Origin of the sequence: Bacillus sp. GZB (assembly GCF_001975995.1) — a bacterium.
GTDB lineage: Bacteria > Bacillota > Bacilli > Bacillales > Bacillaceae > Bacillus > Bacillus velezensis.
The window spans coordinates 521422-548376 of the sequence record NZ_MTQG01000016.1; the positions used below are offsets into that span (position 1 = coordinate 521422).

The window sequence follows — 26955 nt, forward strand, 5'->3', positions numbered from 1 at the left end:
CGCCGTATGATTAATATGTTTCACGAATAATTAACAAAGAGAAAGGAATGGATAAGGATGGAGCTTCGCCATCTTCAATACTTTATTGCCGTTGCCGAAGAACTTCATTTCGGCAAAGCTGCGCTTCGGTTAAATATGACACAGCCGCCTCTCAGCCAGCAGATCAAACAGCTTGAGAAGGAAGTCGGCGTGACCTTATTAAAGCGCACGAAACGGGTTGTAGAGCTTTCAGCTGCCGGAGAAAGTTTTTTAAAACACAGCAGAAACGCGATCGAAGAAATAGACAAAGCGATTGAAATGGCGCAGAGAACGGCGCGGGGAGAGCTCGGCCGCCTTGTCGTCGGTTTTGTCGGCTCGGCCACATATGAATTTCTGCCGCCGATCATTCGGGAATTCCGCGAAAAATTCCCCTCCGTCAAGCTTGATCTGCGTGAAATTTCTTCTTTCAGACAGCAGGAAGAACTTCTGAAGGGGAACATTGATATCGGCATCCTTCATCCGCCTTTACAGCATTCCGCGTTACATATGGAAAAGGTGCAGAGCAGTCCGTGCATTCTGGCCTTGCCGAAGCAGCACCCGCTTACCGCTAAACAGACAATCGACATTCAGGATTTAAAAAATGAACCGATTATCACACTGTCGAAAGAAACATGGCCGACTTTATACCTAGAGTTTGTAAACTACTGCGAGCAGGCGGGCTTCAAACCGAAAATCGTTCAGGAAGCGACGGAGTATCAAATGGTGATCGGATTGGTTAGTGCCGGCATCGGTGTAACCTTCGTGCCTTCTTCTGCTAAAAAGCTGTTTAATCTCGAAGTCGCCTACCGCGGCATTAATCAGGTGCAGCTCACGGCCGAATGGGTCATTGCCTACCGCAAGGATAATCAAAATCCGATTCTGAAACATTTTCTGGATATTATGAATAAACGCCAGGCTTTATTGCAGGCGGATAAGGAAAATGCATAAAAAAGAGGGCCGCCGAAAGCAGCCTCTTTTTTTTGTGCTTTTATGGATTTTTACTAAATTGGTAGAAACGCTCAGTACACCTTACGACCTGTACCCGTATACATACAGTACAACTGATCAGGAGGGATAAAAATAACGGGGCGGCAATGACCCATCTAAAAGGAGGCAGAACACATTACACATATTACCGTCATTTTGACCCTGATTTCTTTCTTTGTGACCATTATTTTTATATTTTGGAGACCCGGGGGATTAAATGAAGCCGTTCCGGCGTCGCTGGGCGCCATTCTCGTTTTGTTATGCGGAACCGTTTCCTTTCATGATTTGGGGGATATAGGGTCAAAAGTCACCGGAGCATCAATAACCATTATCTCCACAATGATTATGGCAATCGCGCTGGAAAGCTTCGGTTTTTTTAACTGGGCGGCGGCCAAACTGCTTCACCGCGCCAAGGGATCGGGCATTCGGCTTTTTTGGCTGACCAACCTGCTCTGTTTTTCAATGACGCTTTTTCTGAATAATGACGGCAGCGTCTTAATCACCACTCCTATTTTACTATTGGTCTTACAATATCTCGGACTTAAAAGACATCAGAAAACACCGTATTTAATAAGCGGCGTATTAATTGCGACAGCCGCAAGCACCCCGATCGGCGTCAGTAATATCGTCAATTTAATTTCTCTCAAAATGATAGGCATGGACCTTTATTTGTACACCAATATGATGTTTATCCCCGGCACGCTGGGACTGGTGTTTATGGCCTTTCTGCTGTTTGCCGTTTTTTACCGCCGTTTGCCGAAACAGCTCCCCGATATTCCGGTTCATTTTGACTCGCTGGAACACAAACGATATCATCCGCTTCAGCCTCCGCCAGACCCGACCCAAAACAGCCGTACGAACATCATGTTTTGTGTTTTGGCATTTGTATTGTTCGTCCGGATCAGTCTGTTTGCAGCTTCTTACAACGGCATATCCGTTTCGCTCGTGGCTGTCATCAGTTCAGTCATCCTGCTTGGCTGGAGATGGTTTTATTTAAAAATCGGACCGGCAGATTTATTAAGGAAAGCGCCTTGGCATATCTTTATTTTTGCCTTCACGATGTACATTATCATCTACGGACTGCATAATATCGGACTGACGGCGCTGCTTGTTCAGTCTATTGAGCCTTATGTCTCACAAAGCATTGCCCACGCTGCATCTATTATGGGCATTGCTACATCCGTCCTCTCTAATTTGTTCAATAACCATCCCGCCTTAATGATCAGCACTTTGACCTTAACTGAAATGTCCATCGACCCATTAACCGTAAAAATCATTTATCTGGCTAATATTATCGGCAGTGATATCGGATCATTGCTTCTGCCGATCGGGACATTAGCCACGCTGATCTGGATGCATATCATCAGACAGCACGGCGAAAAAGTTTCTTGGTCAGAATATATCAAAACGACCATTATCGTTGTCCCTCTCACTGTCGTGTTTACCATTACCGTTTTATATGTTTGGATCAGTTGGATTTACCTTTAGCTCCCATGAAAAAAAACTGCCTGCTGTATAAGAGAGGCAGTTTTATCATTTATGGCAGGTGCATGGTTTTTAAATGATTCAATTTCCAAAAAACAGTATCGCCGTCTGCATTGGTCAATTCAAGAATATTATCTGAGACATCCTGCAACAGCCCCACTTTATTCGGTATATCTCCTAAATCCAGAATAATCAGCTTCCCGATATATCTTTTTAATTGTTCCTCAAAATTCCGGACAAGGGGCACATTAGCGGGAACAACCGGCAGCTCTGAACTGTTTAATGTATACGGCGTCTGCTCATCGGAATAGGGTGTCAGCCATTTCAAATGATGCATCGAGATGAAAAGAGTCTTATAAACCGGAGAGAAGAAAACAAAATAATCATTTAAAACACTTGTCACATACCCATGAATGGAACGGTCTCCCGTAACAAATATTTCTGTGAATCTGCCTTTTATATGCTGGAGGGTATTCCGGTAAGAAAAGGAATGTTCCTGTTTTTCGGGATGCGGACTTTTTTTTCTTGCGTACGGTTCTTTATTCTCTTCGTCCGGGAGCGTCAATGTCATCCTCTGAAGATGCAGCAGCGGAATATAAAGAAACGTCCGGCCGTCATGAATCACAATGATATCCTGACCGATATCCAAAAGAGTTCCTGAAAATGTCGTATTCCCCGATATCTCAATATCGACTTGTTTATCCAGAAATCTGCTTAATCCAGCCATTTCATTCCCCCCTCTCCCGCGTTTACGGACAATCTTTCCAATCATTTACGGCCGTGTTTCCACCGATAATCTATTGTCCTTAATACAGTGGCGTAGCTATAAGAGTTCTCTTCCTCCCGTTTTGAGGATCGAACGGATCTTGATGATCTTTTCGACTTTTTAGAGGAAGTACGCTGCTCTTCGCGTGATTCTTCTTCATGCGGCTTTTCTTCTTCGGCGCTCTCTTTCTCACCTTTATTCTCGTCGTCTTTATTCTCCTCTTTTTTAGCTGCTCCTTTTGCCCCTTCGCTGATGCTCTTGATATGAAAAGGATAGATCCGCAGCACTTCTTTATCTTTCACAAGAGTGTAGTGGCCGTCGGAATTATCCACAAGTATACCTTCAACGGCTTCAGGACCTCCGCGGTTGATGGATACCCATTTGTGGATCAGGCGTTTAAATATGCCGTGAAAATCATCAGCCATTTCAAATTCCGGGCGCTCCTCCTCTTGGCCGTCCTCTTCTTGTTCCGCGCTGATGCTTTTGACATGGTCGGCGTTAAAATATACAATTCCGTCATCTTCCGTTTCCAGCACGAGAAAATCATCCCCTGTTTCGTGAAGCTTTCCTCTTTTCGATTCCGGACCTCCCTGATTCAATTGCACCGTGCGATTGGTCATCCGGCTGATCAGGTCTTGAAAATCATCAGCTTTTTCACATTCTGCCGCTTCGGCCGGCGATATGGTTTCACTCGTATTTTCCGTCACACTTTTCACATGTTTCCATTGATAATAAACGATTTTATTATCAACCTGAAGAGCGATATAATCCGATTGAATGTCTGCTAATCTCCCTGTCTTGGACTCCGGGCCTCCCCGGTAGACAGTAATTACTTTTCCTTCCATCGCATGCAAAAAGTTGTCATCAGACCGCTGCCGCTTCGTATTGCGTTTCATCTATTGTCCTCCTAGTCATTTTTCTCATAATGTAAAAAGCATAATGCATATATACGTATCACGATTATTTTCGGGAACTGATTCACCAGCCTATTTGTAAAAAATCTTGCTTCTTTCCCAAATCAGGTATTCCACCGCTCTAGCTCACTGCTGATGAAGGCTGACCGCTCCTTAATGTATTCGCAAATCACTTCAGGCTCCCGGTCAAAGCAATCAATCTCTTCTTTCTTATATGGATCCTTCGCGACATGCGGCCTGATCTGCTCATACAGTGACATGACCTTCGGCTTCATATGTTCAATAGTAAACCGGGTCTGAAGCGTCTCTTCCAAAAGCCGTTTGTACGCTTTGCGGAAATACGGTTCATCCAGAAGCCTTGCAGTCAAGGTATTAAACCCTTGTATTCTGACATAATCGGCCTCCATCCGATCACCATGAATGTCTCTTCCCCACGTCGCATCGTAATCCCACGGAATGACTTCAAAAAGTCCCGTTTCATGATTCCGGTACAAAGCGTAATTATGAACAAATCCATCGTAGTTTGAGGTAAACACGATGCCCGCAAGCCACCGCAAATACTTATCGGCGTCCAAGTGTTTGACGATCTCCCCCTTGAACTCTGACTTCGGCACGGTATTAATTTTATAGATCATATCCTGCAAGTATAAATCGTCTTCTTTCGTTCCCGTTTTCTTTTCATAACCAAGTTCGAGCGATGTTTTCGTATCCCGCTCCAGATCACTGACGAGGGAGAAATTGGCGTCGTCATCAACCGCGTAAAAAACAGCGCCGTCCGCCAAATTCCGTTTCGCCAGAAAATATTCATCCACTGACTCCAGCTCAAGATACACCCCCTCATGTCTGCCATTGATTTGCAGGGTTACGAAATTCGCCTTTGGTGACAGCGTCCCAAGCTCCGCGAAGAAATCGAGAGACAGCTTATTCCGCATCATCGACGGATCTTTGTATTCAGCGTTTAAATGTATCTCTTTCGCCCTGCGAAATGTTTTCGGCGAATAAAAAGCGATATGATACGATTTTTTCTTAAAATCTCTTATATGAGAGCCGCGGTACGCCAGATCAATGTCAAGCCGTTTTTGATTCACTCTCAGCACCGCGGGCACCGGATCATCATCCCAAATGTCTTTTTTCAGCTCCATTAAGTCTTTCGGGTGAATAAACAGCTGGTATAGAGGCAATGTTGATTGGTCTTTCATCGGTAAACCTCCCTGTATTAATTTAGGCTGTGCTTTTTATATAAAACTCAGCGAATCACACATACACTTTTTTCATTCATGCGTACTATGTGGTAGTAAGGATCGCATCCTTAAAACATATATCATGAGGAGGTTTCAAAATGGGCCACTATTCCCATTCTGATATCGAAGAAGCAGTAAAGTCCGCAAGCACCGAGGGATTGGAAGATTATTTGTATCAAGAACCAAAAAGCAGTAAGAAGAGAAAATCTCGCAAGCATAAAAAATCCCGTTCTCACAAAAAATCTCGCAGCCATAAAAAATCGTGCCGCTCTCACAAAAAATCTCGCAGCCATAAAAAATCCCGTTCTCACAAAAGATCTCGCAGCCATAAAAAATCCCGTTCTCACAAAAGATCTCGCAGCCATAAAAAATCCCGTTCTCACAAAAAATCTCGCAGCCATAAAAAATCCCGTTCCCACAAAAAATCCCGCAGCCATAAAAAGTCCCGCTCTCACAAAAAATCTCGCAGCCGTAAAAAATCTTGCCGTTCTCACAAAAAATCTCGCAGCCACAAAAAATCATGCCGCCGCAAGAAAAAACGCACGCAGAAAAAACCTTATCGTCCTCATAAAAAAGACCCTTGCAAAAAAGACGATTACTGCAGCAAAACAGAGTACTGGAAAGACGGGAACATCTGGGTTGTAAAGAAAAACTACAAGTAACACCGTTCGTAAATAGGCTGCCGGCTAAACGGAAGCCTTTTTCCTCAATCAGATATATGCCACGTGATAAGATATGCAGCCGGTTTTCTTTTGTTGTGTTTCCGGATTTTCTTTCTGTATAATCAGGTCATACGATAAAGAAAGGCGGCCGAAATCATGCATATCTTACGAGCAGACGAACTGAACGCAAAAGACACTTACAAATTGCTTTCGGGCACAGTCGTTCCCCGACCGATCGCATTTGTCACTACGCGGTCATCCATCAACGGCGCCGTAAACGCGGCGCCCTTCAGTTTCTATAACGTTGTCTCCGCAGAACCGCCGCTTCTGGCCATCTCAGTCAGCCGCGCGGACGGTCGGCAGAAAGACACCGCGAGAAACGCACTCGCTCATCGGGAATTCGTGGTGCACGTCAGTGATGAATCCATTATTGAAGACATTAACAAAACGGCGGCAAGGCTTGATCCTGATGTCAGTGAGCTTGGCATGACAGACCTTTCTGTGACAGACAGCGCTTGCATCAGCGTTCCCGGTATAAAAGAAGCAAAAGTCAGGTTTGAATGTATACTCGAACGCCATCTCACGTTCCAAAATGACAGCGGAGAAACGACGACAGACCTCATCATCGGCAGAGTCGTTTGTTTTCATTTGAATGACCAAGTATATGACGCCGATAAAGGCTACATACGGACAGATGAGCTGAAGCCTGCGGCAAGGCTCGCGGGGAATGAATACGTCAGACTCGGGAAGACATATACGCTTGTCCGCCCGACCTGAAGCAGGAACCATTATAATAGAAGAAACTAGTCAAAAAGACCCCTTTCAAAGGGGGTCTTTTTGAGTCTTTTACCATTAAACTCAGCCTAATGTCTTATAGAATGGCGAAACTTACAAGCTTCTCACCCGTATGAAACGAGTGACACATTTTTAGGAGGCAGACAGTTACTGATTTTTTCAGCCGTATTTATTTTGCTCAGCCTTATGTTTCAAGTATTTGCCGTCAAAGTTCTCAATTTGCCAAAGCCTGCTAAAAAGCAGAAGCCGATAAACGGCACACATCGATTAATCGAAATCACACTGCTTATTACGGGCATCGCAGCGGTGAATTTTTTCAATGAAATGTACGTATTTGCGGGAGTTGTTTTCATGGTATTTTTCTGCACCGGCATAATGGAATGGCGGCACCGGCGGGAGGAAAAGCAATATGTGTACGATTCGTTTTACGCGGGTCTTTCTGCCGCGCTTGGCGTGCTTATTTTTTTCATCAGTTAGCGTAGCTCTATACTCCTGCGGCCGCTCCGTCGCCGCGCGGGTCGGCACCGCCTTGGAGAAAGCCTTCTTCATCAATGACGATCGCTGCCGCATGGCCCATAAGCCCGTCAAAATCACCAACGGTCTCGACGCGGTGGCCGCTCTGCCTTAGGGCTTCTCTCGTTTCAGGGCTGATTCTGCTTTCAACCCTCAGCCCTTCATACTCCTCTCCCCATGTCCGTCCCCAGACCCAGCGCGGCTCATTGATCGCCTGCTGGGGGTCCATTTTGTAATCAATGATGCGCGTAATCATCGCTGTCTGAGTTTGCGGCTGGCCTTCTCCTCCCTGGGTTCCGTACAGGATGCGCGGCCTTCCTTCTTTACAGGCCATCGCCGGCATGAGGGTGTGGAACGTCCGCTTGCCGGGTTCAAGTGTATTGACATGGGATTCGTCCAGCGAAAAAAATGACCCGCGGTTTTGCAGCAGAATGCCCGTCTCTCCCGCTGTAACGGCAGATCCGAACTCGAAATAGAGGCTCTGAATAAAGGAAACGGCATTTCCTTCCGCATCGGCGACGGCGGCATAAGCTGTGTCGCTTCCGACCGGCCGGCTTACCGCCGGCGCAGCCACGTTACCGATTTCTTCCGCAAGCTGCTTTGCATACCGTTTATCAAGCAGCCGATCCAGCGGAATATGAGAAAATGCCGGATCAGTCAGCACTTCATTCCGGTGCTGAAAACTCTTCTTCAGCGCCTCGATCAGCAGATGATAATAGTCAAAGGAACCGTGTTCGATCTGAGAAAAATCATAGTTTTCCAATATATTGAGCGTCATTAAGCCTGTAAAGCCCTGTGAATTCGGCGGAGCCTGATAGATTTTGCACCCGCGGTAATCGGAGGATACCGGGTTCGCCCACTCGCCGCGGTGGGCTTTAAAGTCATCAAGTGTCAGACGGCTGCCGTTGTTTTGCAGAAAGGATATGATGCGTTGAGCGAGATCTCCTTCATAAAAAGCGCTTCTGCCTTTCTCGGCAAGCTGCTCCAAGCTGGCCGCCAGATCCTTTTGGACAAACCGTTCACCGGGCATGGGCGCTTTTTTGTTTCTCGTAAAAATGGCCGAGGTGTAAGGCGTCGAGGCTAAAAGAGCGAGATTGCGTTCTGTGTGGACGCACTGGTCGGCGGACACCGGAAATCCGTTTGCCGCATAATCAAGAGCTGGCTTCAGCACCTCAGCGAGAGAAAGACGCCCGTACGCCGAAAGCACGGCATCCCAGCTGTCCGCCATTCCCGGAACGGTAATGGCGCTTTCTGTCCCGCGCAGAGGGATCGCTTCTCTGCCCCGATACAAGTCTCTCGTCACATGCTTCCCTGAACGTCCGCTCCCGTTATAAGCTTTGATTCGTCCCGTTTCTTTATGGTAAGTGAGCCAAAATGAATCCCCGCCAAGACCCGTCATATGCGGATACACGACTGCCAGACAGGCGCTGACCGCCACTGCCGCGTCAAACGCGTTTCCGCCCTTTTCCAGAATGCCGGCCCCCGCCTGAGAAGCGAGATAATGCGGACTGACGACCATTTGTTTCGTTCCGATGGTTGAAGTATTCATGACAAGCCCCTTTACAAATTTTCTCAATTATAAAAAGCGGCTTCGCGGCCATCCACATTCCTGAAAGAAAATCTCACACACTATTTACTTTTCGATAAGAAATGATTCCAAGTTATTACGCATCGTAAACAACAAAAAAATTCTCTCTTCATACCGTAATGTTTCATGATACAATAATGTCTACCAAATGAAGGAAGGTGAAGCGGGTTGGAACATGAATACAGCATTCCGAATCTTGTCCTTGATGAAACGGATAAACAGATTCTTTCGATTTTGCACGAGGAAGGGAGGATTTCCTATACAGACGTAGGAAAGCGGGTTAACCTGTCGCGAGTGGCGGTTCAGCACCGCATTCAGCATTTACTGGATGCCGGCGTGATTGAAAAATTCACCGCTGTCATCAACCCGGCGAAAATCGGCCGCCATGTGTCCGTGTTTTTTAATGTGGAGGTGGAGCCGCAGTATTTGGAGGAAACCGCATTAAAGCTTGAAAAGGAGCCGGCCGTGACAAGCCTTTATCATATGACCGGACCGAGCAAGCTGCATATGCACGGCATTTTCGCAAATGATCAGGAGATGGAAGAGTTTTTGACAAAACGGCTCTATACGCAAAAAGGCGTCGTCAGCGTCGACTGCCAAATGCTGATTAAACGGTATAAAAGCAGAACGGGCATGAAGCTGTAAGGAGGACATAGCCATGAAACATCCCTATTGGGACATTACGGCGGCGATGGTCCGAACGGGCATTCTCGGATTCGGGGGCGGCCCGTCGGTGATCCCGCTCATCCGCCATGAAGCCGTCAATAAATACAAATGGATAGATGATGATGAATTCGGAGAAATATTAGCGATCGCTAATGCGCTTCCCGGACCGATTGCCACAAAAATGGCTGCGTATCTGGGCTTCAAGCTGAAAGGCACGTTAGGCGCAATCTTGGCAACCCTCGCCCACATTCTGCCTACATGTCTTGCTATGGCAGGCTTGTTTGCCGCTGTCAATGTCTTAAGCCACTCAGCAATTGTTGCCGGCATGATTGGTGCTGTAACACCGGTGATTGCGGTAATGCTCGGCATTATGGCGTACGAGTTTGGCCAAAAAGCGCTTAAAGGTTTCGGCTGGGTCACGGGCATCCTGTTTTTCATCATCGCTTTTATCGGCCTGCAAACGCTGCAGATCAATCCCGGCTTTGTCATTATCATTTTCTTGGCGTACGGCGCGTTTCATTTTAAATTAAAGGACAAAATCACAAATAAACGTTCAAAAGATAAAGGAATGTCGGCCTCATGATCATAATCTATTTATTTATGGCGTTTTTTGTCGCAAACGTACTCGGATATGGAGGCGGACCGGCGTCGATCCCGCTGATGTTTGAAGAAGTCGTCACCAGATACAGCTGGCTCTCAAACGATCAATTCTCAAATATGCTCGCACTTGCGAACGCATTGCCGGGCCCGATCGCAACCAAAATCGCGGCGTATGTAGGCTACAGCGCAGGCGGGTGGCCCGGGTTCCTGATTGCGCTGATCGCCACCGTCGTACCGTCGGCGCTCGCATTGATCGTCCTCTTGCGCATCATTCAGCGCTTCCGCCAATCCCCCGTCATCAAAGGTATGACGCTGTCCGTCCAGCCTGTCATCGCCGTCATGATGCTCATTCTTACCTGGCAAATCGGCGCAGACGGCATCAAAGCGATCGGCTGGGTTCAAGCGATAGTGATTGCGGGGATTTCCCTCCTTGCCTTGACAAAATTCAAGATGCATCCGGCCTTTCTGATTATCGCGGCGTTTTTGTATGGAGGGCTTGTGATTCCTCATTTATAAAGAAAAGCACCTGGACAGGTGCTTTTTTATTTTGGCCCGGAAATACCATTTGATATGACAACTGTTTCTTCGCCTGCATCACTCTTGATGATTTGCTTAACTTGCAGCGTTGCGCCTGCCATTCTCACAAATTGCTGAACCTGAGGCGAATTGGTTTCAGCCTGTATCCAAACAGAAGTCGGCGCTTTCCAAGCTAAAAAGAGTGCAAGAATCAACATACCAGAGATAACCAGCAGCAGCTTCATAGAGCATCACTTCTTTTCAATAAGCTGCTCGCCGCGCTCAGCGCCTGATGATCGTGAAGAATATCACCGGGACGATTGCCTTCTCCCAGCACATAGCCTTTAAAGGACATCCCCATAAAATGAAAAATATGTTCAAATTGCTGAATCAGCGGCAGCCCTTTTAGTTTAGGATTGTCTCCTCCCACTGCTGTTACATATGCCTGCTTCGCTGACATTTGCTGTTTAAAATCAGGAAATCTCGGATCTCTCAGCGTCTGTGACCAGCGATCAATAAAAAGCTTTAATGTCCCTGACATGCCAAACCAATAAATTGGGGTGGCGAATACAAGAATATCGCACGGCAATATCCGCTCAATGATAGAATCGCAGTCATCTTGAACAGGACGAAAGCCGCCTTGAGCGTGACGCAGATCTTCAATTGGCTGGATCCGATATTTCCGCAAATGAATGTGCTCCGTATCGAATCCTTGAACAGCCTTCTCCGCAAGAATATCCGTATTTCCGCCAGACCTCGTTCCGCCATGAATAACCGCAATTTTCATGATGCATCTGCTCCTTTGTTTACGAATGATTTTCTTCATCATATAATGGATTTATCAATCAATACAGATGATTATTTCGATTATTCCAATCGACAAAACCGATTTAGAAAGGGCGAGAACATATGGAATTGAAGCAGCTGATCACCTTTATTACCGCAGCAGAACATGTAAACTTCACCCTAACCGCCAAGATGCTTAACTATGCACAATCAAGCGTTACCTCTCAGATCAAATCACTTGAAGAAGAAATCGGGACTCTTTTATTTGAACGGCTCGGCAAGCGGCTCATCCTGACAGAAGCCGGTAAAACGTTCAAATCCTATGCGGAGAAGATCATTGCGTTAACAGAAGAAGCAAAAATGGCCGCAAATCAAGTAAGAGAAACAACCGGAACCTTGAAAATCGGCGCGACGGAAAGCCAGTGCACATACCGCCTTCCGCCTATCATAAAAGAATTCAAACAAGCTTTTCCTCAAGTAAAGCTCATATTCAAACCGTATGTTTCCAACGAACAAGCGAAAGAACAGCTCTTACAAGGCCAGCTTGATATCACTTTCATTTTGGATGTAAATCGGACGGAAGACGCACTGCACGTTGAATCTTTGATTCAGGACGAAATCAAAATGGTAGCCGCCAATGACCATCCTTTTCCAGCAGACTCACCAGCAACATTGAAGGATCTTCAAAACGAAACCCTTCTGCTGACAGAGGACGGCTGTTCATATCGCACGCTCTTTGAGAACACTTTACATGACGCCGGAGTCTACCCTAACAAATTAGAATTCGTCAGCATAGAAGCCATCAAACAATGCGTGATGGCCGGACTTGGAATTGGACTATTGCCTGAAATGACAGTAAAAGACGATATTGCCGAAGGACGGATGAAAGAACTCAACTGGCAGAATGAATGTCCTGTTTTTACTCAACTAGCATGGCATAAGGACAAGTGGATGTCTGCGCCATTAAAGGCTTTTATCGATTTGACGCGAAAAACATTCAAATAAAAACCTATCTGCAAGGACGACAAAGTTTTTAATAAAGCAGACACCAGGCATACAAAGAAAACACTTGGTGGCTCAGAGCCCCAAGTGTTACACGTGATTTTTCCGATAAAACGTTCGCAAAACATGCGTTTCAAGGTCAGCCAGACGGACAGGGATCGGCAGCCTGCTTTCTCGATTGATCATTTTCATTGTGATCTGATAGCTGCTTTCTAAATCAATGTTATGTCCGCAAGACAAGAAGATAGGCTTCACGTCCCGCCGTGTCCGAAGCGCCCGGCCATATACCTCGCCGTCAATGAGAATATCGGTGTAGGCGCCGACTTCATTTTCAGGCATCTTGAAATCGCAGCCTTTGATTTTGAGATAGGTTTTCGCAATCCCAATTGTAGGCTTACCCAGAAAAAAAGCCGCATGGGTGGCAACGCCCATATGATTGTAATGCAGATACCCGTTGCCATCAAACAAAAACACATCCGGCTCCGCCTCCAGCTTTTTGGCCGCTTCAATGATCAGCGGCAGCTCGCGAAACGCAAGAAAACCGGAAACATACGGCACGCCTATTTTCCCCATGCTGTGCACTTTTTCAATCACTTCTTTTGTATCAGCGTCAATCACGATGATACTGCATACGCCGTACGGTTCCCCGTCCTGCTCCCAATAAGCGAGGTCGACGCCTGCGCAGGTGTTGACGGAGTCTGGATGGATGACGGGGGATAGGTTGATTTTATGTATAAGGGATTGTTGTGTTTGAACAAAATCCGATTCATCTTTTAGATCAAAATCGTGAATTTGATGTATTTTCATTTCATTAGTTTTCCTCGTTTTCATTTCTAAAATCGTCTTTTCAATTCAAGTTCTTCATTTCGATATACAACGCAATAAAACTTCCGTATTGAAGCAGGTCCAAGAATGCCATTAATATTATATTCTGATTTTTTTAGAAAGCCGTAACCAACCTCTAGAAGAAACTGTCTCAAATCATAAGGTAACCTTGATCCCAACTTATTTTCTACTTCTAAAATTTCATTCTCGCTTACCGGATAAAATGTATTTTCCTTGTAAGTTTTAATAAAATCATATTTCACAATTATTTACCTCCTTTGAGTGGAGAGTTTTTCTCCTGTGACGGGTTCATAGCCCAACAGACATTTAAGTCATCTTAAACAGAAAATAACAATTCATTTGTAAAAAACCTTGAAAGGCTTCACTAGCCAATCAAGGTCAATTAATTCTTCTAACTATCCAATTTTTAAGTCTAATCCTCAATTAAATCAATATAATATTCGTTATCATTGAGGAACTTTTTAAAAAAATCCTCTAACGATTCAGCTATTTGAGTGTCAAAATAAAATATTGGATTATTTTCCAATTGTAAATCTATAGAAATATAAACACCCTCGTTTACTTCAAAAAAAATAAGTTTATTTTCATCATCATAAATTTCATCTAAATCTGGGTCAAACTCAAAAATTCCTTCTCTTAGTCTAATGTCGGCTACTGCCCCTGGCCCCAATATCCTATTAATTGCATTATCACTTTCACCTTTAATAAAACCATAACCGACTTCTAAATATAGTTGTTTTAAATCATTTGGAATATCTACGTTCATTCTTTGTTCAGCTTTTAATATATCCTCTTCAGGTACCTTATATGTTTTATTTTCTAAATGATTTATAAATTCAAATTCAGCCATGAACTATTTTTACCTCCTTGGAAAAAGTTTTCCTGATGGTGCTCCCTTTCCATGTATACCCGCTTGGTGTTCATCCGGATATTTTGCCGGATGAATATTCCACCATTCGTGAGGGCCACCAAAGTTGTTCTCTATGATATGATGGGCATCGTACGGTTGACCAATACTTCGGGCAACTTCTCCATGCTTATCAAAAACCTCTTCTGTATATCTAGGCCACTTTTGATTGGTTTTTTCTTCCCATTCTGCAATCAATCTATCTTTCAAACTTGATGTGAATTTGCTCCTATGCTTAGCTGTTTCTTTTGGTGTTAATTTCTCATAGTTATTATTTCTTAAAGCTTCTTTTATATGGTCGATCTGCTCTTTACAAACCTTTCGTCCAGTTTTGGCTTCTATATCTCTGAGATATGCTTTCGCTAAGTCTTTATTTAGTTCACCAGTAGCTTTAGTGCCTTCACTATGAACGTCTGTTTTTTGCCTCTCAACTTTCAGCACCTTAGGCTCTTCTACATGATCTGCTTTCGGTTTTTTCGCAAATTTTCCATCGCTTGTGCGAAACACTTTCGACGAGGCATCATAGAATACCTTCCCTGTTTGTGTAATATAGTGAATATGGTCTTTAGCAACTTGTTTTAGGTAATTAACTGGATACTGTGCGACTTTCTTGACAGCTTCTTTATTAATCAAACTCTCAGTATAGTGGCTGCTTTTAGCATATGCGTATGCTGGCTGATTTCGGAATGTTCCCATCAGCTGTTTCGCAAAAAGTACGGTTTCACCAGCTGATTCTATCACCGATAAAGATCGTTTTGTAACTGATTGATAGGTTTGATGAGCTACTTTTTTCACATGGGTCGGATTCACGACATGTCGTATATCTGATAGTTTCACTTTAACTGTCGAACCTTTATCCACATTTCGATACATTGATACACTATGATCAACCGATTTGGCCAGACTGCCCGCTCCAACCAAACTCAGCGCAGCTTCCAGCGCCCCTTGCTTCCGCTTCTCCTCAGACACTTTGTTTCCGAACATATCCCGGCCTGTGACGGCTTCTGTGAATCCGTTTGAGGCGACAAGGCCGTATGCGCCCATTTCTGTCATTTTGAGAATGTCTAAGGATTTTCCGGTTTTATAGGCATCTAAAGCATGTTCTGCGGCAATGACGGTTTTTCCGGTTTTGTAAATGGCTTTTCCGCCTTTGAAAGCGCGGCCCGCCCAGCCGACGACCGGTATGAATCCGGCGGCGGCCATCGCTCCTGCTGTGACGCGTTCTGCAGTGGAGAGCTTTTCTCCGGTCACCGGATCAACGCCTTCGGCTGCTCTTTTATAATCATAATAGCCGGTGACTTCGCCGGTAAAGTTGCAGATACCGTCCCATGTTTTTTCGTACCATGGTTTATTGGCTTCTTCTTCAGCCTTTTCCTGAAGCCGTCTTGCTTCGGCCTGCTGGGCTTTTGCGTCAATATAGTCTGTTCCCTGTTTTTCTGTCGCCATGACGCTTTTGTAGATTTCATTGCTGTGGAAGGCTTTTTTGTCATAGTACATAGGGGATGCGCTTTTCCCGTTGCTGGTGGCCTGCATGAGAACGGAATATTTGCTGAGCACTGCGTTGTCCAGAGATTCTAAGTTTTGATATTCAGCGGTCAGGGATTCATCAAGCGTATCGACTGCCGTGATCGTATCGCGTCTGGTTTTCTGGGCATCGCCCATTTTATCAGCGTAATCATCCAGCGTATATGTGTCGAGATGAATAATATCGCTGATGCCTGACAAAATTGAATCGATTTCTGCTTTATGAGCGGAGACAATCTCTGAAGCTTTCAAATCCGCGTTGGGCAGCTCATGCTCCAAAAATGAAGTCTCCGCATATGTATCGCTGAGTTCTTGATCTTTAATGTCACCTGAAATACCATTTAAAAACGCAATTTGAGCAGAGACAAGCGTCAGCCAGCTGTCGGCGATTTCCGCTTGTCCCTGAAAAAAATCTTTTATATTGTCTGCGCCTTTCCCTTTCAAAGCATCACCCAGATCGGCCACGCCTTGAAAGGCTTGTTTGAGCGCACGCAGCTGCTCTTCAAGGGCTTCGTATTGTTTCTTTCTCTTATCTGCTTCGTCCGTTAACGATTGTGATTCAAACACTTTGCTCATCGGCAAGTCCTTTCTTTCGTTATTTTACGGCGATCGCCTCGTCCTGTTCTTTCAAAGAATCTACGTTGTCTTTAACGTCCGCGATATTCTTATGAACGGCCTGCTTGTATTCGCTGATCATCGATACAAGCTTTGCCTCGCGGGATTGGTATTTGGAGGTATAGTCGAGCTTGTTTTTTCCGTTTGAACCGGCGTTCCCGATCGAAACGGCCTCCAAAGCGCTGCTGACGGATTCAAGCTGCTTCATGACAGCTCCGTATTTGAGTTTTATTTCTGCCATTAAAACCAACTCCAGCTTCTTTTGATTGATTGTATTTTTTCTCCGACTGTGTCAAGGGCTTCTTCTCCCAGCGTCAGCAGGTGCTCTGCCTCTCTCGCGATGCTTCTGGCGGCAAGGAGCCCTCCTTTTTCAATTTCAAGCTGTGTCATCTTTAAGCCGATTCGGTAAATATAACCGTCGTATTTGTCTGTAACGATTCTGTATGCTTCTGTATGGGCCTGATCGCGCCGGTCATCAAATTCTTCAGCAAAAGTGCCAGTCCAATGATGATCCAGGTGCGGCCTGAGGATGTCTCTGATTTCAGACACGCCCTCTTCCTGCAGAGATTCTATCTCTCTTTTCGCTTCTTTTAATTTATCAATTTGGTGTTCAACCTCGCCCAGTTTATGGCTGATTGTGCTGTTAATATGGCTTAATGTGCTTGAATGGCTCATCTGTTTTCACCTCGTCTTACGCAAAAAGTCGTACAAAAAGCACAGACTTTTCCATACTATATTTCCATATATTATATTTTAAAATAGACAGAAAGCAGCTTAAATAGGTTAAATGGCTTATTTTCAGCAGCCGAGATGCTCATCATTAACGCCAAAAGACTCACATAAACGGCATATCCATTCATTGATCTCCTCTATGTATCCATGATAAATTCCCTAAAAAAAAAGGAGACAGTGATTAACCGTCTCCTTTGCCTTGTATCATGATCATCATACTGTCGTTAACTGCAGTCCCAGTTGTACAAAACGTTTGAGAAATCTTTTTTCTTCAAATCTTCCGGTCTGATAAAGAAATTGGCGATTCCCACATCTCCCCACATCGAATCAATGTCATCATCTGAATCAATTTGCAAAAGCAGAATCGTATGGTTTTGATGGGAGTAAGACCGCGGATCTTCCTGGGTGAAGGACGCATAGCCGCCGATTTTATGGCCGAATGCGTTCGCCGTATATTCGTCATACACCTCATCGTCAAACTGCTCGAAATAGTCGAAGGCATCCATCCCGGCATACTGCCTGAATTGAAAATCAGACGGGAGCACCCATTCAGCAGACAGCTCAGGGGTGATCAGCGCTTCGGATTGAATCGGAAAATCGTACTCCTCTTCAACCTGAACGAAAGAAAAATCATCCATGAGCTCCGCTTCTTCTGCTGTCACATGTTCAAAATATTTAACGCAGAAACCCGTTTGCGCGCACCCGTCGTCAAAATTCAAACCGTATACGTCATCACTGACCGATATGTAAAACTGAAGAATGCCGGTGTCCGGAAAATCAGGTAGTCGGGGCATATCCGCAAAATTGATTTGGGCGAGAAGTTTCATCGGCCTGCCGCTTTCATCTTCAGGGTATGGTTCATGTTTCGGAAAATAGGGGTCTCCGGCGATTTTACTGTCATACCGTCCCGTTTCAGCTTTTTTGACGTGCAGTTTGATAAAGGGCCGTGCTGACGTTTCCAGCAGACCGCGGGATGATTCCATTTGCTTCGGCAATTTCCATGTGTTTTCCACGATTAATGTCCCCTTCGTCTCTAATGATTGTATGATAAAAGGCCGGCGCGGACCGCCGGCCTTTTAAGTGACAGAATCAGTCTGAGGCACGACGGCTCTTCTTCCGATTGAGATATATTCCACGCCCGCCTGTTCCGCTTCCTCAAGCGAGTGGCAGTTTCTCCCGTCGAAAATAACCGGGGTTTCCATCAGCTCTTTGTACGCTTCAAGCGGGAAGTGTTTAATTTGTTCCCAATCGGTCAGAATCAGGACGGCATCCGCTCCCCTGACGGCTTCTTCTATGGACTCCCGATAGGAAACCGCAGCCGGAAGCAGCCCGGAAGCCCGGAATGAAGCAATCGGATCGTACGCTGTCATCCGGGCATCAAGAGCCGCCAGACGATCCGCAATGACAATGGACGGCGCGTCCCGCATATCATCTGTATTTGGCTTAAAAGACAGCCCTAATAACGCGATGGTTTTCCCCGTCACACCGCCGAGCCTGTTCAGCACTTTATCAACCAGCATGGACTGCTGGTTATTGTTGACCTTAATGACGGACTTCAGCAATTCAAAATCATGCTCCACATGTCCCGCGATCTGCACGAGGGCGTTTGTATCCTTCGGAAAGCAGGAACCGCCGTAACCGATGCCGGCTCTTAAGAATTGATTGCCGATCCGTTTATCCAATCCCATTCCGTGTGCGACTGATTCCACATCCGCACCGACTTTTTCACATATATGAGAAATCTCATTAATAAAACTGATTTTTGCCGCTAAAAAAGCGTTTGACGCATATTTGATCATCTCAGCGCTTCTGATGTCCGTATGATATACCGGAATCGCAAGCGGCGCGAAAACCCGGTCAAGCGTTTCCCGCGTCTGCCGGTCTTCAGCCCCGATCACGATGCGGTCGCCGTGAAAGGTATCGTGAATCGCTGAACCTTCACGGAGAAATTCCGGATTCGAGGCGATTGAAATGTTCACGTCCGCTTTCAGCCGTGACTGAATAACTTCGCTGATCCTGTCATTCGTTCCCACGGGAACCGTGCTTTTTGTCACGACAATCGCATCTTTACAAATATGTTCGGCAATCCGTTCGGCGACATTTTCAATATAAGTAAGGTTTGCGTGCCCGTCTTCTTTTTGCGGCGTTCCGACCGCTATAAAAATAACGTCCGCTTCCGCAAGCCCTTTTTCGTAGCTTGTTTCAAATGCCAGCCGATGCCGGCCGATATTTCGTTTCATCATATCTTCAAGGCCCGGTTCAAAGATAGGGGACAATCCCTTTCTCATCTGCTCAACCTTACGTTCGTCAATATCTATGCATGTTACGTCATGGCCGATTTCTGAAAGAGACACTCCTGTCACAAGACCGACGTAGCCTGTTCCGATCACTGTTATTTTCATCGTGTTCCCCCAACCGTTTAGAAATTGCTGCTGGGCAGCTTACCGTTATTATCATATGATCCCGGCGCCGGCTGAATGCCGGAAGCCTGAGGTCATGATAGGAAAAAACGGTGCCGGCCGCTGATAATAGCATAAGCATAAAAGAATCATCTTGCAAAACAGCCGCTTACGCTTCATTTAAACGGGATGGAGACGACGATTAAAAAAGACCCCAGCGCTTACGGCGGGCCACAGGCAGCGGAGGTTCCTTATAAACGGCTTTGTTTTCAGCGAGAAGCGCCGCATTTTCCGTGAACATGTAAATCAGCTCCGCCCCTGCTTCTTTTTTCAGAACGCCGAGCGCCTCCTGATAATAAAAATTTCTCGGTCCGAGATTATGGGCGTCAGATGCGAGAAAGTGGATCAAATTCGCTTCAATCAGCTGCAGCGAAAAGGATTTCGCTTTCCGCCCGAATGCTCCGGCAATGCAGCCGGCCGTCACTTGGGCGGCCGCGCCTTTCTTCACAAGGCTGTATAGGACGGAAGGGTTTTCGCGAATTTCCCTGTTCCGCTCCGGATGGGCGATGACGGGGACATATCCGTTCAGCTGCAGTTCATAAAACAGCCTTTCAGCGTAGGCCGGGACATGATCCGCCGGAAATTCCGCCAGCACATACTTTGTATTATGGAGCGGGACAAGCGAGCCGCTTTGAAGACCTGCCAGCAGATCTCCGTCTATTCTGATTTCCTGGCCGGGCAGAACAGTCAGCGGAATGCCTTCCTTGTTCAAACGTTTGTTTAACAGGCTGACCGCTTCGTTGACCGTATGCCGGTCCGTGTCATAGCGGTATTTCACATGATGCGGCGTCGCGATGATCGTATCAATCCCCTGTCTGACCGCTTCTCTCGCCATCTTCAGACTTTCTGTATCATCCGCCGCGCCGTCGTCTATGGAAGGAAGGATGTGACAATGGATATCTATCATATTTCAACCCCTCCTTAAAAAGAATGGACCGCGCCCATTATGACATTATTGTCCGTAATAGGCGTAGTCCGAGTGTTTCGTTTGTTTCTTCCCGTTCATCACGGCCCCAAGGAGCTTGCACGGGCAGTAATCGAGCGCTTCTTTCGCCTTGGCCGCTTTTTCCTTGTCCGTTTTCCCGCTTGAGATCACCATAATGGCCCCGTCAGTGTAGCTGCCTAATATTTTCGTATCGGCTACGGCCAAAACGGGAGGCGTATCCAAAATCACCTTATCATAAACTGCGGCGGCTTCTGACAGAAGATCTTTCATGGCACCCGTCGATAAAAGCTCCGCCGGATTGGGCGGGATCGGCCCGCTCGTTAAAATATCCAGGTTTGCTTCATCAGCCGGCAGGACGGCTTTCTGAAACGGCATCTGTTTTAACAGCAGCGACGTTAATCCGGTTCCGTTATCCAATTTGAAGGTGAAATGAACCGTCGGTTTGCGCAGATCCGCATCAATTAAAAGCACTTTTTTCCCCTGCTGTGCAAATACGACGGCAAGGTTGGCCGCGGTTGTCGATTTTCCTTCTTCCGGACCGGCGGATGTGATCAAAAGAGACTTCACCTCCGTATCAACGGAAGAAAATTCAATGTTTGTGCGGATCGTGCGATATTGTTCTGAGTTGATGGATTTCGGCTCAGACATCGCAATCACGCTTCGTTTTCCGAGTTTGTCTTTTTTACGCGTCAACATGTCCGCCCCCCGCTTGTTTGGTTTCCGCCATCCTCAAGTTTTTGGCAACGCTGTCTTTAGTACTGATTGAAGTAACCGTTCCCAGGACCGGGATGCCGAGCAGTGATTCCAGCTGTTCTTCCGATTTGATCGTATTATCCAGATGTTCCAGCAAAAAGGCGAGACCGATTCCGCCCAAAAGTCCGGCGGCAAACGCAATCGCGATGTTCAGCTTACGGTTAGGCTCTGCCGGTGACTGGCTGTCCGCCGCTTCGGCCTTTGAAAGGATGCTGACATTATCCACGTTCATGATGGCGGTGATCTTGTCCTGAAAAACGGCTGCAACCGCATTTGCCATAACGGCCGCCCGCTTAGCATCCGTATCCCTCACGGCAATCGTCACGACTTGTGAATCCTGCTCGCTGGACACCGTGATTTTCGATTCCAGCTCTTTCGAAGTCATGGACAGATTCAGCTGTTTAATCACCTCATCGAGGATGACCGGGCTTTTGATGATGACATTATACGTGTTGATTAATTGGAGGTTGGTTTGAACGTCATTGAATTGGACTTCTTTTTGATTGTTTTTGGATTGACTGACCAAAATTTGAGTTGAGTTTTCATAGACCGGCGTAAGAGCGAAGAAACTGATGAGTCCGCCTGCGGCAGATGCCGCCGCGGTAATAATAAGTATAAACAGCAGACGCTTTCTTAGTATTGCGAATATTTCCTTTATGCTTGTAGATTCTCCCATATAACCTCCATATCACTATCCGCGTATTCCCATTCCCTCCAATGATCTTTTCCAATTACGATTATACAGCTTTAAACTGTCATTTCTAACCTTTTCAAATGACAAAATTCGACAAAAATAGACAAACACTTCAATCTGTTTTATCTTTGTAAGCGCTTTAAATACTGTTGTTACAGGAAGATTAAAAAATCCCGCGGCCAAGAGCCTGCGGGATTTTATGTTGCATATCCATTTTTAATATAAGAAATCAAATTCTCAAGCATTTCTTTTGTGGTCATCTCAGAGGACTGCTCACCAATGTCGTGCGCATGCATTAAAATCTTCAGAAACTCCTCTTGATCTAACTTCGTTTTCTTCATCATTCGTTTCCTTTCGGCTTCCATTAAATTGAAAACAAGATTATTATATGCTGTCGGGTGCTGTTTTGCAATCTCTAATACATCATTCGACACATTCGGGTTTTTATGTCCTTTTTTAGGAAAAACTTTTTCCGGGCCATGTGTTGCGATATAATAGAGGAATTGGAATCTTTTTATTTTGTGACTCGTTAGGAGCGATAATCATGCTTCAGGATATGATTGCTAAAGAAGATGTGCTCGCAGCGGCTGAACAGCTTAAAGAACTTCTTCCTTACAATGAAGACAATGTTCAGCTGATGAAGAAAGCACTCATTTTATATCGGCAGGATTCCGTCTATCGTATACAGGTTCAAACCCCGACAGAGATTTCCGCATATGTGCAGGATGTTGTGCCTGTAAGGGTCACGCTGAACTTATTTTTCATGGTGAAAAGCGGCTGCGCATGCCCGTCTGAGGCGATCTGCCGCCACGTGCTGGCCGTTTTTCTTTACGTATATGCCCAATTCGAGCGGGTCGGTACCTTTACCGAACATTGGCTGGAAAGAGAAAAGCTTGAGGAAAGCAGGGAGCTTGTCCGCCGGCAGTTTCAGGAAAAAGTGCTGCCGAATGAAGAGTCGCTGTCAAGCTGGCTCGCTTTTTTTGATTCGGAATTCTCACTGTGGGAGGCGCGGACGCCGGCCGGAAGCCAGACGATGCAGGGCCTTTATTACGGCTATCTGTCAGCGCTCAAAAAACACGCCCCGAAAAAACCCGAGCTTAAAAGCTTATATCAGATTCATTCGGCGCTTGCCGTCTGGCTTCACATGTTCACTTTGATTGAGTCAGGCAGATTGGATGCCGAAAAAGATTATTACAGCATCAATCCATACGTGGAACAGCTGATGGATACAATTTATTCCTCCATTGACAGACTGAAAACGTACGCCTTGTCTTTTTCACTCGATCCTTTTTTAGACCGGACGCCTCCGGTGCTCCGCAGACTGCTTGTGAAAGAAGAGCTTTTTCAATACGAACGCCTCCGGGTATTCAGTGAAATGTGGAGCGCGCTTTTGAACCGTCCGAAGTGGGTCGCGCGTGAACAGGAGATTCTCGCACAGGAAAGCGGGCGCCGTTTTTCACCGGAAGTGCGGTTCGGACGGCTTCATCTGGCCTTTTTGCAAAAGGATGATGAATCTGTCTTTGAAGATATGTCCCGCTTCCCTCCTGATGCGCTGCCGTATACCTTTCAATGGCTCGGTGAACTCACCGCGAAAAAAGACTGGAAACGGCTGAAAACATGGTATGGCCGGATCGAGCCGCTTGCCGTGAACTATACGAAGCTTGATAAGCCGTTTAAAGAAATGCGCGACATTATCGGAGAGCTGTTTGCGCTATTGGCGGATTATGCGCGGCACTCACGGGATGATCAGCTGTTTGAACGGTTTGCTTCCGGCTGCCTTCCCTATACCTTTACCGAATACAGCCAGTACCTGTACGAAAAACGGCGGTACGCGGAGTGGGTGGAGATTCACAGCCTCGTCGGTTTTTCCGTCTGGGAAATCGAAAAGGACATCCTGAAGGAAATTGCCGCCAGTGATCCGGAAGCGCTCATCCCCTCCTATCACCGGGCGGCGGCCTTTTTTATCGATCAAAAAAACCGCAGCGCCTATAAAGAGGCTGCACGCCATCTGAAAAAACTGCGGACGCTTTATAAAAAGGCAAAAAAACAACAGGTATGGGAGCGGTATATCAGCCGGCTGAGCGCAAGTTACAAGAGGCTGCGCGCCCTTCAAGAAGAATTGCAGAAAGGAAAGTTGATTGATGGCGAGTCTTAAGGAAATTTTCATTCATGTAGAACAAATGGAAGATTGGACATTTACGCTGTCAAGCCATGATGAGAAGGAGCAGCCGCTTACTCTCAGTCAGATGAAGACTCATTTGTTCCAATGGCATGAGTCCACCTTTTACGGAACGTTTCTTGAAGACGTCAGCTTCATCGGCACCCCGGCCGTTCTGCTCAGCCCGTGGATGACCGTCGAGCTGCTCGGAAAAAACTCGTTCAATTCATTCAGCACCGTGCAGCTGACAAAGGAAACGGAACCATTAATCGAAGCGGCTTCGACGATATACGAATTTATTGCCGACGGCGATTTTCTTCCGGATTATGAGGCTTGGCAAAATGGTGTCCTGCGCTTCAAAGACCGCGAGCTTTTGCTGGAGGGCTTTACGGCAGACTGGTTCTCAGCCGCGGTCCAGGACTACATTCAGTACAATGATGACCTGCTGGAAAAATGGCGGCAGATCGAAACCCGCTCACCGGCCGTTCATACGTTTAAAGGCTCCTTTTTGGATGAAGATGATTTTCTCGAGGGAATCGGCTGGCTTGACGATGTGACGCCGTTTACCGTCGGGCTCCGATTAAACGAGCCTGATTTTGACGGTGATGACTGGAAAATCGAAATGTTTTTACGTGAGAAAAAAACCGGCTCCATCACCTTTTTCGACGGACTGAAGGGACTGAAAAAAGCGTGGCAGGCATACAGCGGAAAAATCGCGCGCGAACAGGACCGCTTCCGCAGAACGGTTCCCTGGCTTTCGTTTGATTCAGGAACGACGCTGATTTCTGAAGAAGAGGCTTGGATCTTCTTATCGGAAGCGAGTGAGACGCTTGTCGATATGGGTGTGGAGATTCTTCTCCCATCATGGTGGCAGATTGTCCGGGACAGCAATATGATGCTCAAGGCGAAAGTGTCATCCTCCCCGCGGGGCGAGTCCTTCGTCGGCATGAACGCTCTGCTTGATTTCAACTGGAGATTCGCCACAAACGGAATTGAGCTGACAGAGGATGAATTCAATGAGCTCGTCGCAAACAACAGACGTCTCGTCAACATCCGCGGCCAATGGGTGAAAATTGATCCTCAATTCATTAAACAAATGAAAAAACTGATGGAAAAAGCAGAATCTGAGGGCCTCCACATGTCCGACGTGCTGGCGCGCGAACTGATGGATCACGGGGAAAACGGAGCCGAGGACACAGACATCATTGACTCATCGGCATTTGCCGGGATCAAGATCGAATTATCAAAGCAGCTCAGAAGCCTGATCCGCAAACTGACGGATGCCCGGGATCTGCCGGAGCATGAAGTCAGCGCCGCGTTTCAGGGCCAGCTCCGCCCTTATCAGATGTACGGCATGAACTGGCTTCTGTTTTTACGGGAAAACGGCTTCGGCGCCTGTCTCGCAGATGACATGGGACTTGGAAAGACGATTCAGATGATCGCTTATTTTCTCCATGTGAAGGAAAGCGGCCGGCAAAAAGCGCCTGCCTTAATCATTGCGCCGACATCTGTGCTCGGCAACTGGCAGCGTGAGCTCCAGACCTTCGCGCCGCAGCTGAAGGCCATGCTTCATTACGGCCCCCGCCGGCCGAAGGGGGAAGCATTTGTCCCGGCCTATCAGGACGCGGATGTTGTTCTTACTTCTTACGGCCTGTCGCACGCCGATCAGGAAGAGCTTTCTTCCGTGACATGGAGCACCATCTGCCTTGATGAAGCGCAAAATATTAAAAACGCGCATACGAAGCAGTCCCGCGCGATCAGAAAGCTGAAAGGCGTCCATCATATCGCGCTGAGCGGAACACCGATGGAAAACCGCCTGACAGAGCTTTGGTCGATCTTTGATTTTATGAACAAAGGCTATCTCGGCAGTCTGACCGGCTTTCATAAACGCTATGTGCTGCCGATTGAGAAAGACCGTGACGAAAAAAGAATCAACCAGCTTCAGCAGTTAATCCGGCCGTTTTTACTGCGCCGGACAAAACGGGATGAAGAAGTGGCGCTTAATCTTCCTGAAAAGCTGGAACAAAAAGAGTTTATCCCGCTCTCAGCCGAACAGGCATCCCTTTATGAACAGCTTGTCAAAGATACATTTGAACATATGGCTTCTCTGACCGGGATGCAGCGGAAAGCGCTGATTCTGAGCATGCTCGGCCGCTTGAAGCAAATATGCGATCATCCCGCGCTCTATTTGAAGGAAGAACAGACAGAGCTGTTAAACGGGAGATCCGTCAAACTGGAAAAGCTGCTTGATTTAATGGCGGCGATCCGCGGACAAGGGGAAAGCTGCCTCATTTTCACCCAATACATTCAGATGGGCAACATGATGAAGCGCCTCCTGGAAAAAGCATTCGGAGAACCGGTTCAGTTTTTAAACGGAAGCCTATCCAAGCAGGAACGCGATTCTCTCGTCGAACGGTTCCAGAAGAAAGAATACCCGACGCTGATTTTGTCATTGAAAGCGGGCGGAACCGGCCTTAATCTGACGGCTGCCAATCATGTCATTCACTATGACAGATGGTGGAATCCGGCGGTGGAAAACCAGGCGACCGACCGCGCCTACCGAATCGGCCAGGAACGGTTCGTCCATGTTCACAAACTCATTACGACGGGAACGATTGAAGAAAAAATTGATGCCATGCTCGAAACGAAACAAACGCTGAACGATCAGATTATCCAAAGTGAAAATTGGATTACCGAGCTGTCATCCGCTGAGCTTGAAGAATTATTCACCCTCAGCGCATCAGCGCAATCACATTAAACGCAAAAAGACCGGCTCTCTCAG

29 protein-coding genes are annotated in these 26955 nt (G+C 46.5%); 11 read left to right on the forward strand and 18 right to left on the reverse strand.

The window, feature by feature from the left end; translation table 11 throughout:
• Positions 1–57: 57 nt before the first annotated feature.
• Together alsR and BXO87_RS08400 are read left to right on the forward strand one after the other, a co-directional pair.
• Positions 58–966: an acetoin biosynthesis transcriptional regulator AlsR gene (gene alsR, locus BXO87_RS08395; RefSeq protein ID WP_007407528.1), complete on the forward strand. Its 909-nt coding sequence runs from the start codon at positions 58–60 to the stop codon at positions 964–966.
• Positions 967–1161: 195 nt separating this feature from the next.
• The gene (locus tag BXO87_RS08400) at positions 1162–2493 is read left to right on the forward strand and encodes an arsenic transporter (RefSeq protein ID WP_012118610.1); all 1332 of its coding nucleotides are present in this window, start codon (positions 1162–1164) and stop codon (positions 2491–2493) included.
• Positions 2494–2542: 49 nt separating this feature from the next.
• On the opposite strand, the gene BXO87_RS08405 is transcribed toward BXO87_RS08400, so the two are convergent.
• The 3 genes from BXO87_RS08405 to BXO87_RS08415 form a co-directional block, all read right to left on the reverse strand.
• A complete protein-coding gene (locus BXO87_RS08405) occupies positions 2543–3217 on the reverse strand; it encodes a hypothetical protein (RefSeq protein WP_007407530.1) in 675 nt (224 codons plus the stop codon).
• Between the two features lie 41 nt (positions 3218–3258).
• Positions 3259–4152 carry a spore coat protein gene (locus tag BXO87_RS08410; protein ID WP_076851309.1) on the reverse strand — a complete coding sequence of 298 codons (894 nt, stop codon included), beginning with the start codon at positions 4150–4152 and terminating at the stop codon, positions 3259–3261.
• Positions 4153–4274: 122 nt separating this feature from the next.
• The gene (locus BXO87_RS08415) at positions 4275–5369 is read right to left on the reverse strand and encodes a CotH kinase family protein (protein ID WP_076851310.1); all 1095 of its coding nucleotides are present in this window, start codon (positions 5367–5369) and stop codon (positions 4275–4277) included.
• A gap of 140 nt (positions 5370–5509) precedes the next feature.
• Here BXO87_RS08415 and BXO87_RS08420 point away from each other — a divergent pair, with 140 nt between their 5' ends.
• The 3 genes from BXO87_RS08420 to BXO87_RS08430 all read left to right on the forward strand — a co-directional run bounded on the left by BXO87_RS08420 (position 5510) and on the right by BXO87_RS08430 (position 7345).
• Entirely contained in the window at positions 5510–6073 is a 564-nt protein-coding gene (locus BXO87_RS08420; protein WP_038460112.1) for a CotG/ExsB N-terminal domain-containing protein, read from the forward strand.
• Positions 6074–6229: 156 nt separating this feature from the next.
• Positions 6230–6850 (forward strand): flavin reductase family protein, encoded by a 621-nt coding sequence (locus tag BXO87_RS08425; protein WP_038460114.1) that lies wholly within the window; start codon positions 6230–6232, stop codon positions 6848–6850.
• A gap of 204 nt (positions 6851–7054) precedes the next feature.
• A complete protein-coding gene (locus BXO87_RS08430; RefSeq protein ID WP_046702387.1) occupies positions 7055–7345 on the forward strand; it encodes a DUF4181 domain-containing protein in 291 nt (96 codons plus the stop codon).
• Between the two features lie 7 nt (positions 7346–7352).
• Here BXO87_RS08430 and ggt read toward each other — a convergent pair whose 3' ends face one another.
• Positions 7353–8930, reverse strand: coding sequence for a gamma-glutamyltransferase (ggt, locus tag BXO87_RS08435; RefSeq protein WP_038460118.1), 1578 nt, complete (start codon positions 8928–8930; stop codon positions 7353–7355).
• Positions 8931–9137: 207 nt separating this feature from the next.
• Here ggt and chrS point away from each other — a divergent pair, with 207 nt between their 5' ends.
• Genes chrS through chrA form a run of 3 tightly spaced genes read left to right on the forward strand, consistent with a single transcriptional unit; the run spans position 9138 to position 10751 of the window.
• On the forward strand, positions 9138–9614 hold the full coding sequence (gene chrS / locus BXO87_RS08440; RefSeq protein WP_007407537.1) for a chromate efflux transcriptional regulator ChrS: 477 nt from the start codon (positions 9138–9140) through the stop codon (positions 9612–9614).
• A gap of 13 nt (positions 9615–9627) precedes the next feature.
• Positions 9628–10218 (forward strand): chromate efflux transporter subunit ChrB, encoded by a 591-nt coding sequence (chrB, locus tag BXO87_RS08445; protein ID WP_007407538.1) that lies wholly within the window; start codon positions 9628–9630, stop codon positions 10216–10218.
• The gene (gene chrA, locus BXO87_RS08450; RefSeq protein WP_038460121.1) at positions 10215–10751 is read left to right on the forward strand and encodes a chromate resistance efflux protein ChrA; all 537 of its coding nucleotides are present in this window, start codon (positions 10215–10217) and stop codon (positions 10749–10751) included. The genes chrB and chrA overlap by 4 nt, the downstream gene beginning before the upstream one ends.
• Positions 10752–10777: 26 nt before the next feature.
• Here chrA and BXO87_RS08455 read toward each other — a convergent pair whose 3' ends face one another.
• Both BXO87_RS08455 and BXO87_RS08460 read right to left on the reverse strand, forming a co-directional pair.
• The gene (locus BXO87_RS08455; protein ID WP_017418770.1) at positions 10778–10996 is read right to left on the reverse strand and encodes a hypothetical protein; all 219 of its coding nucleotides are present in this window, start codon (positions 10994–10996) and stop codon (positions 10778–10780) included.
• Positions 10993–11538: a flavodoxin family protein gene (locus BXO87_RS08460; RefSeq protein WP_038460123.1), complete on the reverse strand. Its 546-nt coding sequence runs from the start codon at positions 11536–11538 to the stop codon at positions 10993–10995. The genes BXO87_RS08455 and BXO87_RS08460 overlap by 4 nt, the downstream gene beginning before the upstream one ends.
• Before the next feature lie 122 nt (positions 11539–11660).
• Between BXO87_RS08460 and BXO87_RS08465 the strand changes: the two genes are divergently transcribed.
• Complete coding sequence (locus BXO87_RS08465; RefSeq protein ID WP_038460125.1) at positions 11661–12542, forward strand: LysR family transcriptional regulator; 882 nt, start codon at positions 11661–11663, stop codon at positions 12540–12542.
• Between the two features lie 87 nt (positions 12543–12629).
• Here the strand turns inward: BXO87_RS08465 and BXO87_RS08470 are convergent, their stop codons facing one another.
• From BXO87_RS08470 to BXO87_RS20515, 12 genes are all read right to left on the reverse strand, one after another.
• The gene (locus BXO87_RS08470; protein ID WP_038460127.1) at positions 12630–13346 is read right to left on the reverse strand and encodes an endonuclease V; all 717 of its coding nucleotides are present in this window, start codon (positions 13344–13346) and stop codon (positions 12630–12632) included.
• Positions 13347–13372: 26 nt separating this feature from the next.
• Positions 13373–13627: an SMI1/KNR4 family protein gene (locus tag BXO87_RS08475; RefSeq protein ID WP_228842197.1), complete on the reverse strand. Its 255-nt coding sequence runs from the start codon at positions 13625–13627 to the stop codon at positions 13373–13375.
• A 170-nt stretch (positions 13628–13797) separates the two neighbouring features.
• Positions 13798–14235 (reverse strand): SMI1/KNR4 family protein, encoded by a 438-nt coding sequence (locus BXO87_RS08480; RefSeq protein WP_038460129.1) that lies wholly within the window; start codon positions 14233–14235, stop codon positions 13798–13800.
• 9 nt (positions 14236–14244) lie between these two features.
• A complete protein-coding gene (locus BXO87_RS08485; protein ID WP_038460131.1) occupies positions 14245–16392 on the reverse strand; it encodes a ribonuclease YeeF family protein in 2148 nt (715 codons plus the stop codon).
• A gap of 19 nt (positions 16393–16411) precedes the next feature.
• Complete coding sequence (locus BXO87_RS08490; RefSeq protein WP_007614257.1) at positions 16412–16672, reverse strand: YwqI/YxiC family protein; 261 nt, start codon at positions 16670–16672, stop codon at positions 16412–16414.
• A complete protein-coding gene (locus BXO87_RS08495; RefSeq protein WP_007407544.1) occupies positions 16672–17106 on the reverse strand; it encodes a coiled-coil domain-containing protein in 435 nt (144 codons plus the stop codon). Before BXO87_RS08495 ends, BXO87_RS08490 begins: the two co-directional genes overlap by 1 nt.
• A 281-nt stretch (positions 17107–17387) precedes the next feature.
• The gene (locus tag BXO87_RS08500) at positions 17388–18176 is read right to left on the reverse strand and encodes a YwqG family protein (RefSeq protein WP_084191236.1); all 789 of its coding nucleotides are present in this window, start codon (positions 18174–18176) and stop codon (positions 17388–17390) included.
• 63 nt (positions 18177–18239) lie between these two features.
• A complete protein-coding gene (locus tag BXO87_RS08505) occupies positions 18240–19565 on the reverse strand; it encodes a UDP-glucose dehydrogenase family protein (RefSeq protein ID WP_038460133.1) in 1326 nt (441 codons plus the stop codon).
• A 199-nt stretch (positions 19566–19764) separates the two neighbouring features.
• A complete protein-coding gene (locus BXO87_RS08510; protein ID WP_038460135.1) occupies positions 19765–20529 on the reverse strand; it encodes a tyrosine-protein phosphatase in 765 nt (254 codons plus the stop codon).
• A 45-nt stretch (positions 20530–20574) separates the two neighbouring features.
• A complete protein-coding gene (locus BXO87_RS08515; RefSeq protein ID WP_038460137.1) occupies positions 20575–21264 on the reverse strand; it encodes a CpsD/CapB family tyrosine-protein kinase in 690 nt (229 codons plus the stop codon).
• Positions 21251–21997 (reverse strand): protein-tyrosine kinase activator TkmA, encoded by a 747-nt coding sequence (tkmA, locus tag BXO87_RS08520; RefSeq protein ID WP_032876005.1) that lies wholly within the window; start codon positions 21995–21997, stop codon positions 21251–21253. Before tkmA ends, BXO87_RS08515 begins: the two co-directional genes overlap by 14 nt.
• A 215-nt stretch (positions 21998–22212) precedes the next feature.
• Positions 22213–22356, reverse strand: a complete 144-nt coding sequence (locus BXO87_RS20515) for a YwzD family small protein (RefSeq protein ID WP_003151259.1) — start codon at positions 22354–22356, stop codon at positions 22213–22215.
• 203 nt (positions 22357–22559) lie between these two features.
• Here BXO87_RS20515 and BXO87_RS08535 point away from each other — a divergent pair, with 203 nt between their 5' ends.
• Together BXO87_RS08535 and BXO87_RS08540 are read left to right on the forward strand one after the other, a co-directional pair.
• Positions 22560–24170, forward strand: a complete 1611-nt coding sequence (locus tag BXO87_RS08535; RefSeq protein ID WP_038460139.1) for an SWIM zinc finger family protein — start codon at positions 22560–22562, stop codon at positions 24168–24170.
• Positions 24157–26931, forward strand: coding sequence for a DEAD/DEAH box helicase (locus tag BXO87_RS08540; RefSeq protein ID WP_038460141.1), 2775 nt, complete (start codon positions 24157–24159; stop codon positions 26929–26931). The genes BXO87_RS08535 and BXO87_RS08540 overlap by 14 nt, the downstream gene beginning before the upstream one ends.
• The last annotated feature ends 24 nt before the right edge of the window (positions 26932–26955 follow it).

Bases quoted from the DNA above. Each gene is read 5' to 3' on its own strand.
- alsR (WP_007407528.1), top strand. From the start codon at position 58: ATGGAGCTTCGCCATCTTCAATACTTTATTGCCGTTGCCGAAGAACTT.
- BXO87_RS08405 (WP_007407530.1), bottom strand. From the start codon at position 3,217: ATGGCTGGATTAAGCAGATTTCTGGATAAACAAGTCGATATTGAGATA.
- BXO87_RS08410 (WP_076851309.1), bottom strand. From the start codon at position 4,152: ATGAAACGCAATACGAAGCGGCAGCGGTCTGATGACAACTTTTTGCAT.
- BXO87_RS08415 (WP_076851310.1), bottom strand. From the start codon at position 5,369: ATGAAAGACCAATCAACATTGCCTCTATACCAGCTGTTTATTCACCCG.
- BXO87_RS08420 (WP_038460112.1), top strand. From the start codon at position 5,510: ATGGGCCACTATTCCCATTCTGATATCGAAGAAGCAGTAAAGTCCGCA.
- BXO87_RS08425 (WP_038460114.1), top strand. From the start codon at position 6,230: ATGCATATCTTACGAGCAGACGAACTGAACGCAAAAGACACTTACAAA.
- BXO87_RS08430 (WP_046702387.1), top strand. From the start codon at position 7,055: ATGTTTCAAGTATTTGCCGTCAAAGTTCTCAATTTGCCAAAGCCTGCT.
- ggt (WP_038460118.1), bottom strand. From the start codon at position 8,930: ATGAATACTTCAACCATCGGAACGAAACAAATGGTCGTCAGTCCGCAT.
- chrB (WP_007407538.1), top strand. From the start codon at position 9,628: ATGAAACATCCCTATTGGGACATTACGGCGGCGATGGTCCGAACGGGC.
- chrA (WP_038460121.1), top strand. From the start codon at position 10,215: ATGATCATAATCTATTTATTTATGGCGTTTTTTGTCGCAAACGTACTC.
- BXO87_RS08455 (WP_017418770.1), bottom strand. From the start codon at position 10,996: ATGAAGCTGCTGCTGGTTATCTCTGGTATGTTGATTCTTGCACTCTTT.
- BXO87_RS08460 (WP_038460123.1), bottom strand. From the start codon at position 11,538: ATGAAAATTGCGGTTATTCATGGCGGAACGAGGTCTGGCGGAAATACG.
- BXO87_RS08465 (WP_038460125.1), top strand. From the start codon at position 11,661: ATGGAATTGAAGCAGCTGATCACCTTTATTACCGCAGCAGAACATGTA.
- BXO87_RS08470 (WP_038460127.1), bottom strand. From the start codon at position 13,346: ATGAAAATACATCAAATTCACGATTTTGATCTAAAAGATGAATCGGAT.
- BXO87_RS08480 (WP_038460129.1), bottom strand. From the start codon at position 14,235: ATGGCTGAATTTGAATTTATAAATCATTTAGAAAATAAAACATATAAG.
- BXO87_RS08485 (WP_038460131.1), bottom strand. From the start codon at position 16,392: ATGAGCAAAGTGTTTGAATCACAATCGTTAACGGACGAAGCAGATAAG.
- BXO87_RS08490 (WP_007614257.1), bottom strand. From the start codon at position 16,672: ATGGCAGAAATAAAACTCAAATACGGAGCTGTCATGAAGCAGCTTGAA.
- BXO87_RS08495 (WP_007407544.1), bottom strand. From the start codon at position 17,106: ATGAGCCATTCAAGCACATTAAGCCATATTAACAGCACAATCAGCCAT.
- BXO87_RS08505 (WP_038460133.1), bottom strand. From the start codon at position 19,565: ATGAAAATAACAGTGATCGGAACAGGCTACGTCGGTCTTGTGACAGGA.
- BXO87_RS08510 (WP_038460135.1), bottom strand. From the start codon at position 20,529: ATGATAGATATCCATTGTCACATCCTTCCTTCCATAGACGACGGCGCG.
- BXO87_RS08515 (WP_038460137.1), bottom strand. From the start codon at position 21,264: ATGTTGACGCGTAAAAAAGACAAACTCGGAAAACGAAGCGTGATTGCG.
- tkmA (WP_032876005.1), bottom strand. From the start codon at position 21,997: ATGGGAGAATCTACAAGCATAAAGGAAATATTCGCAATACTAAGAAAG.
- BXO87_RS20515 (WP_003151259.1), bottom strand. From the start codon at position 22,356: ATGAAGAAAACGAAGTTAGATCAAGAGGAGTTTCTGAAGATTTTAATG.
- BXO87_RS08535 (WP_038460139.1), top strand. From the start codon at position 22,560: ATGCTTCAGGATATGATTGCTAAAGAAGATGTGCTCGCAGCGGCTGAA.
- BXO87_RS08540 (WP_038460141.1), top strand. From the start codon at position 24,157: ATGGCGAGTCTTAAGGAAATTTTCATTCATGTAGAACAAATGGAAGAT.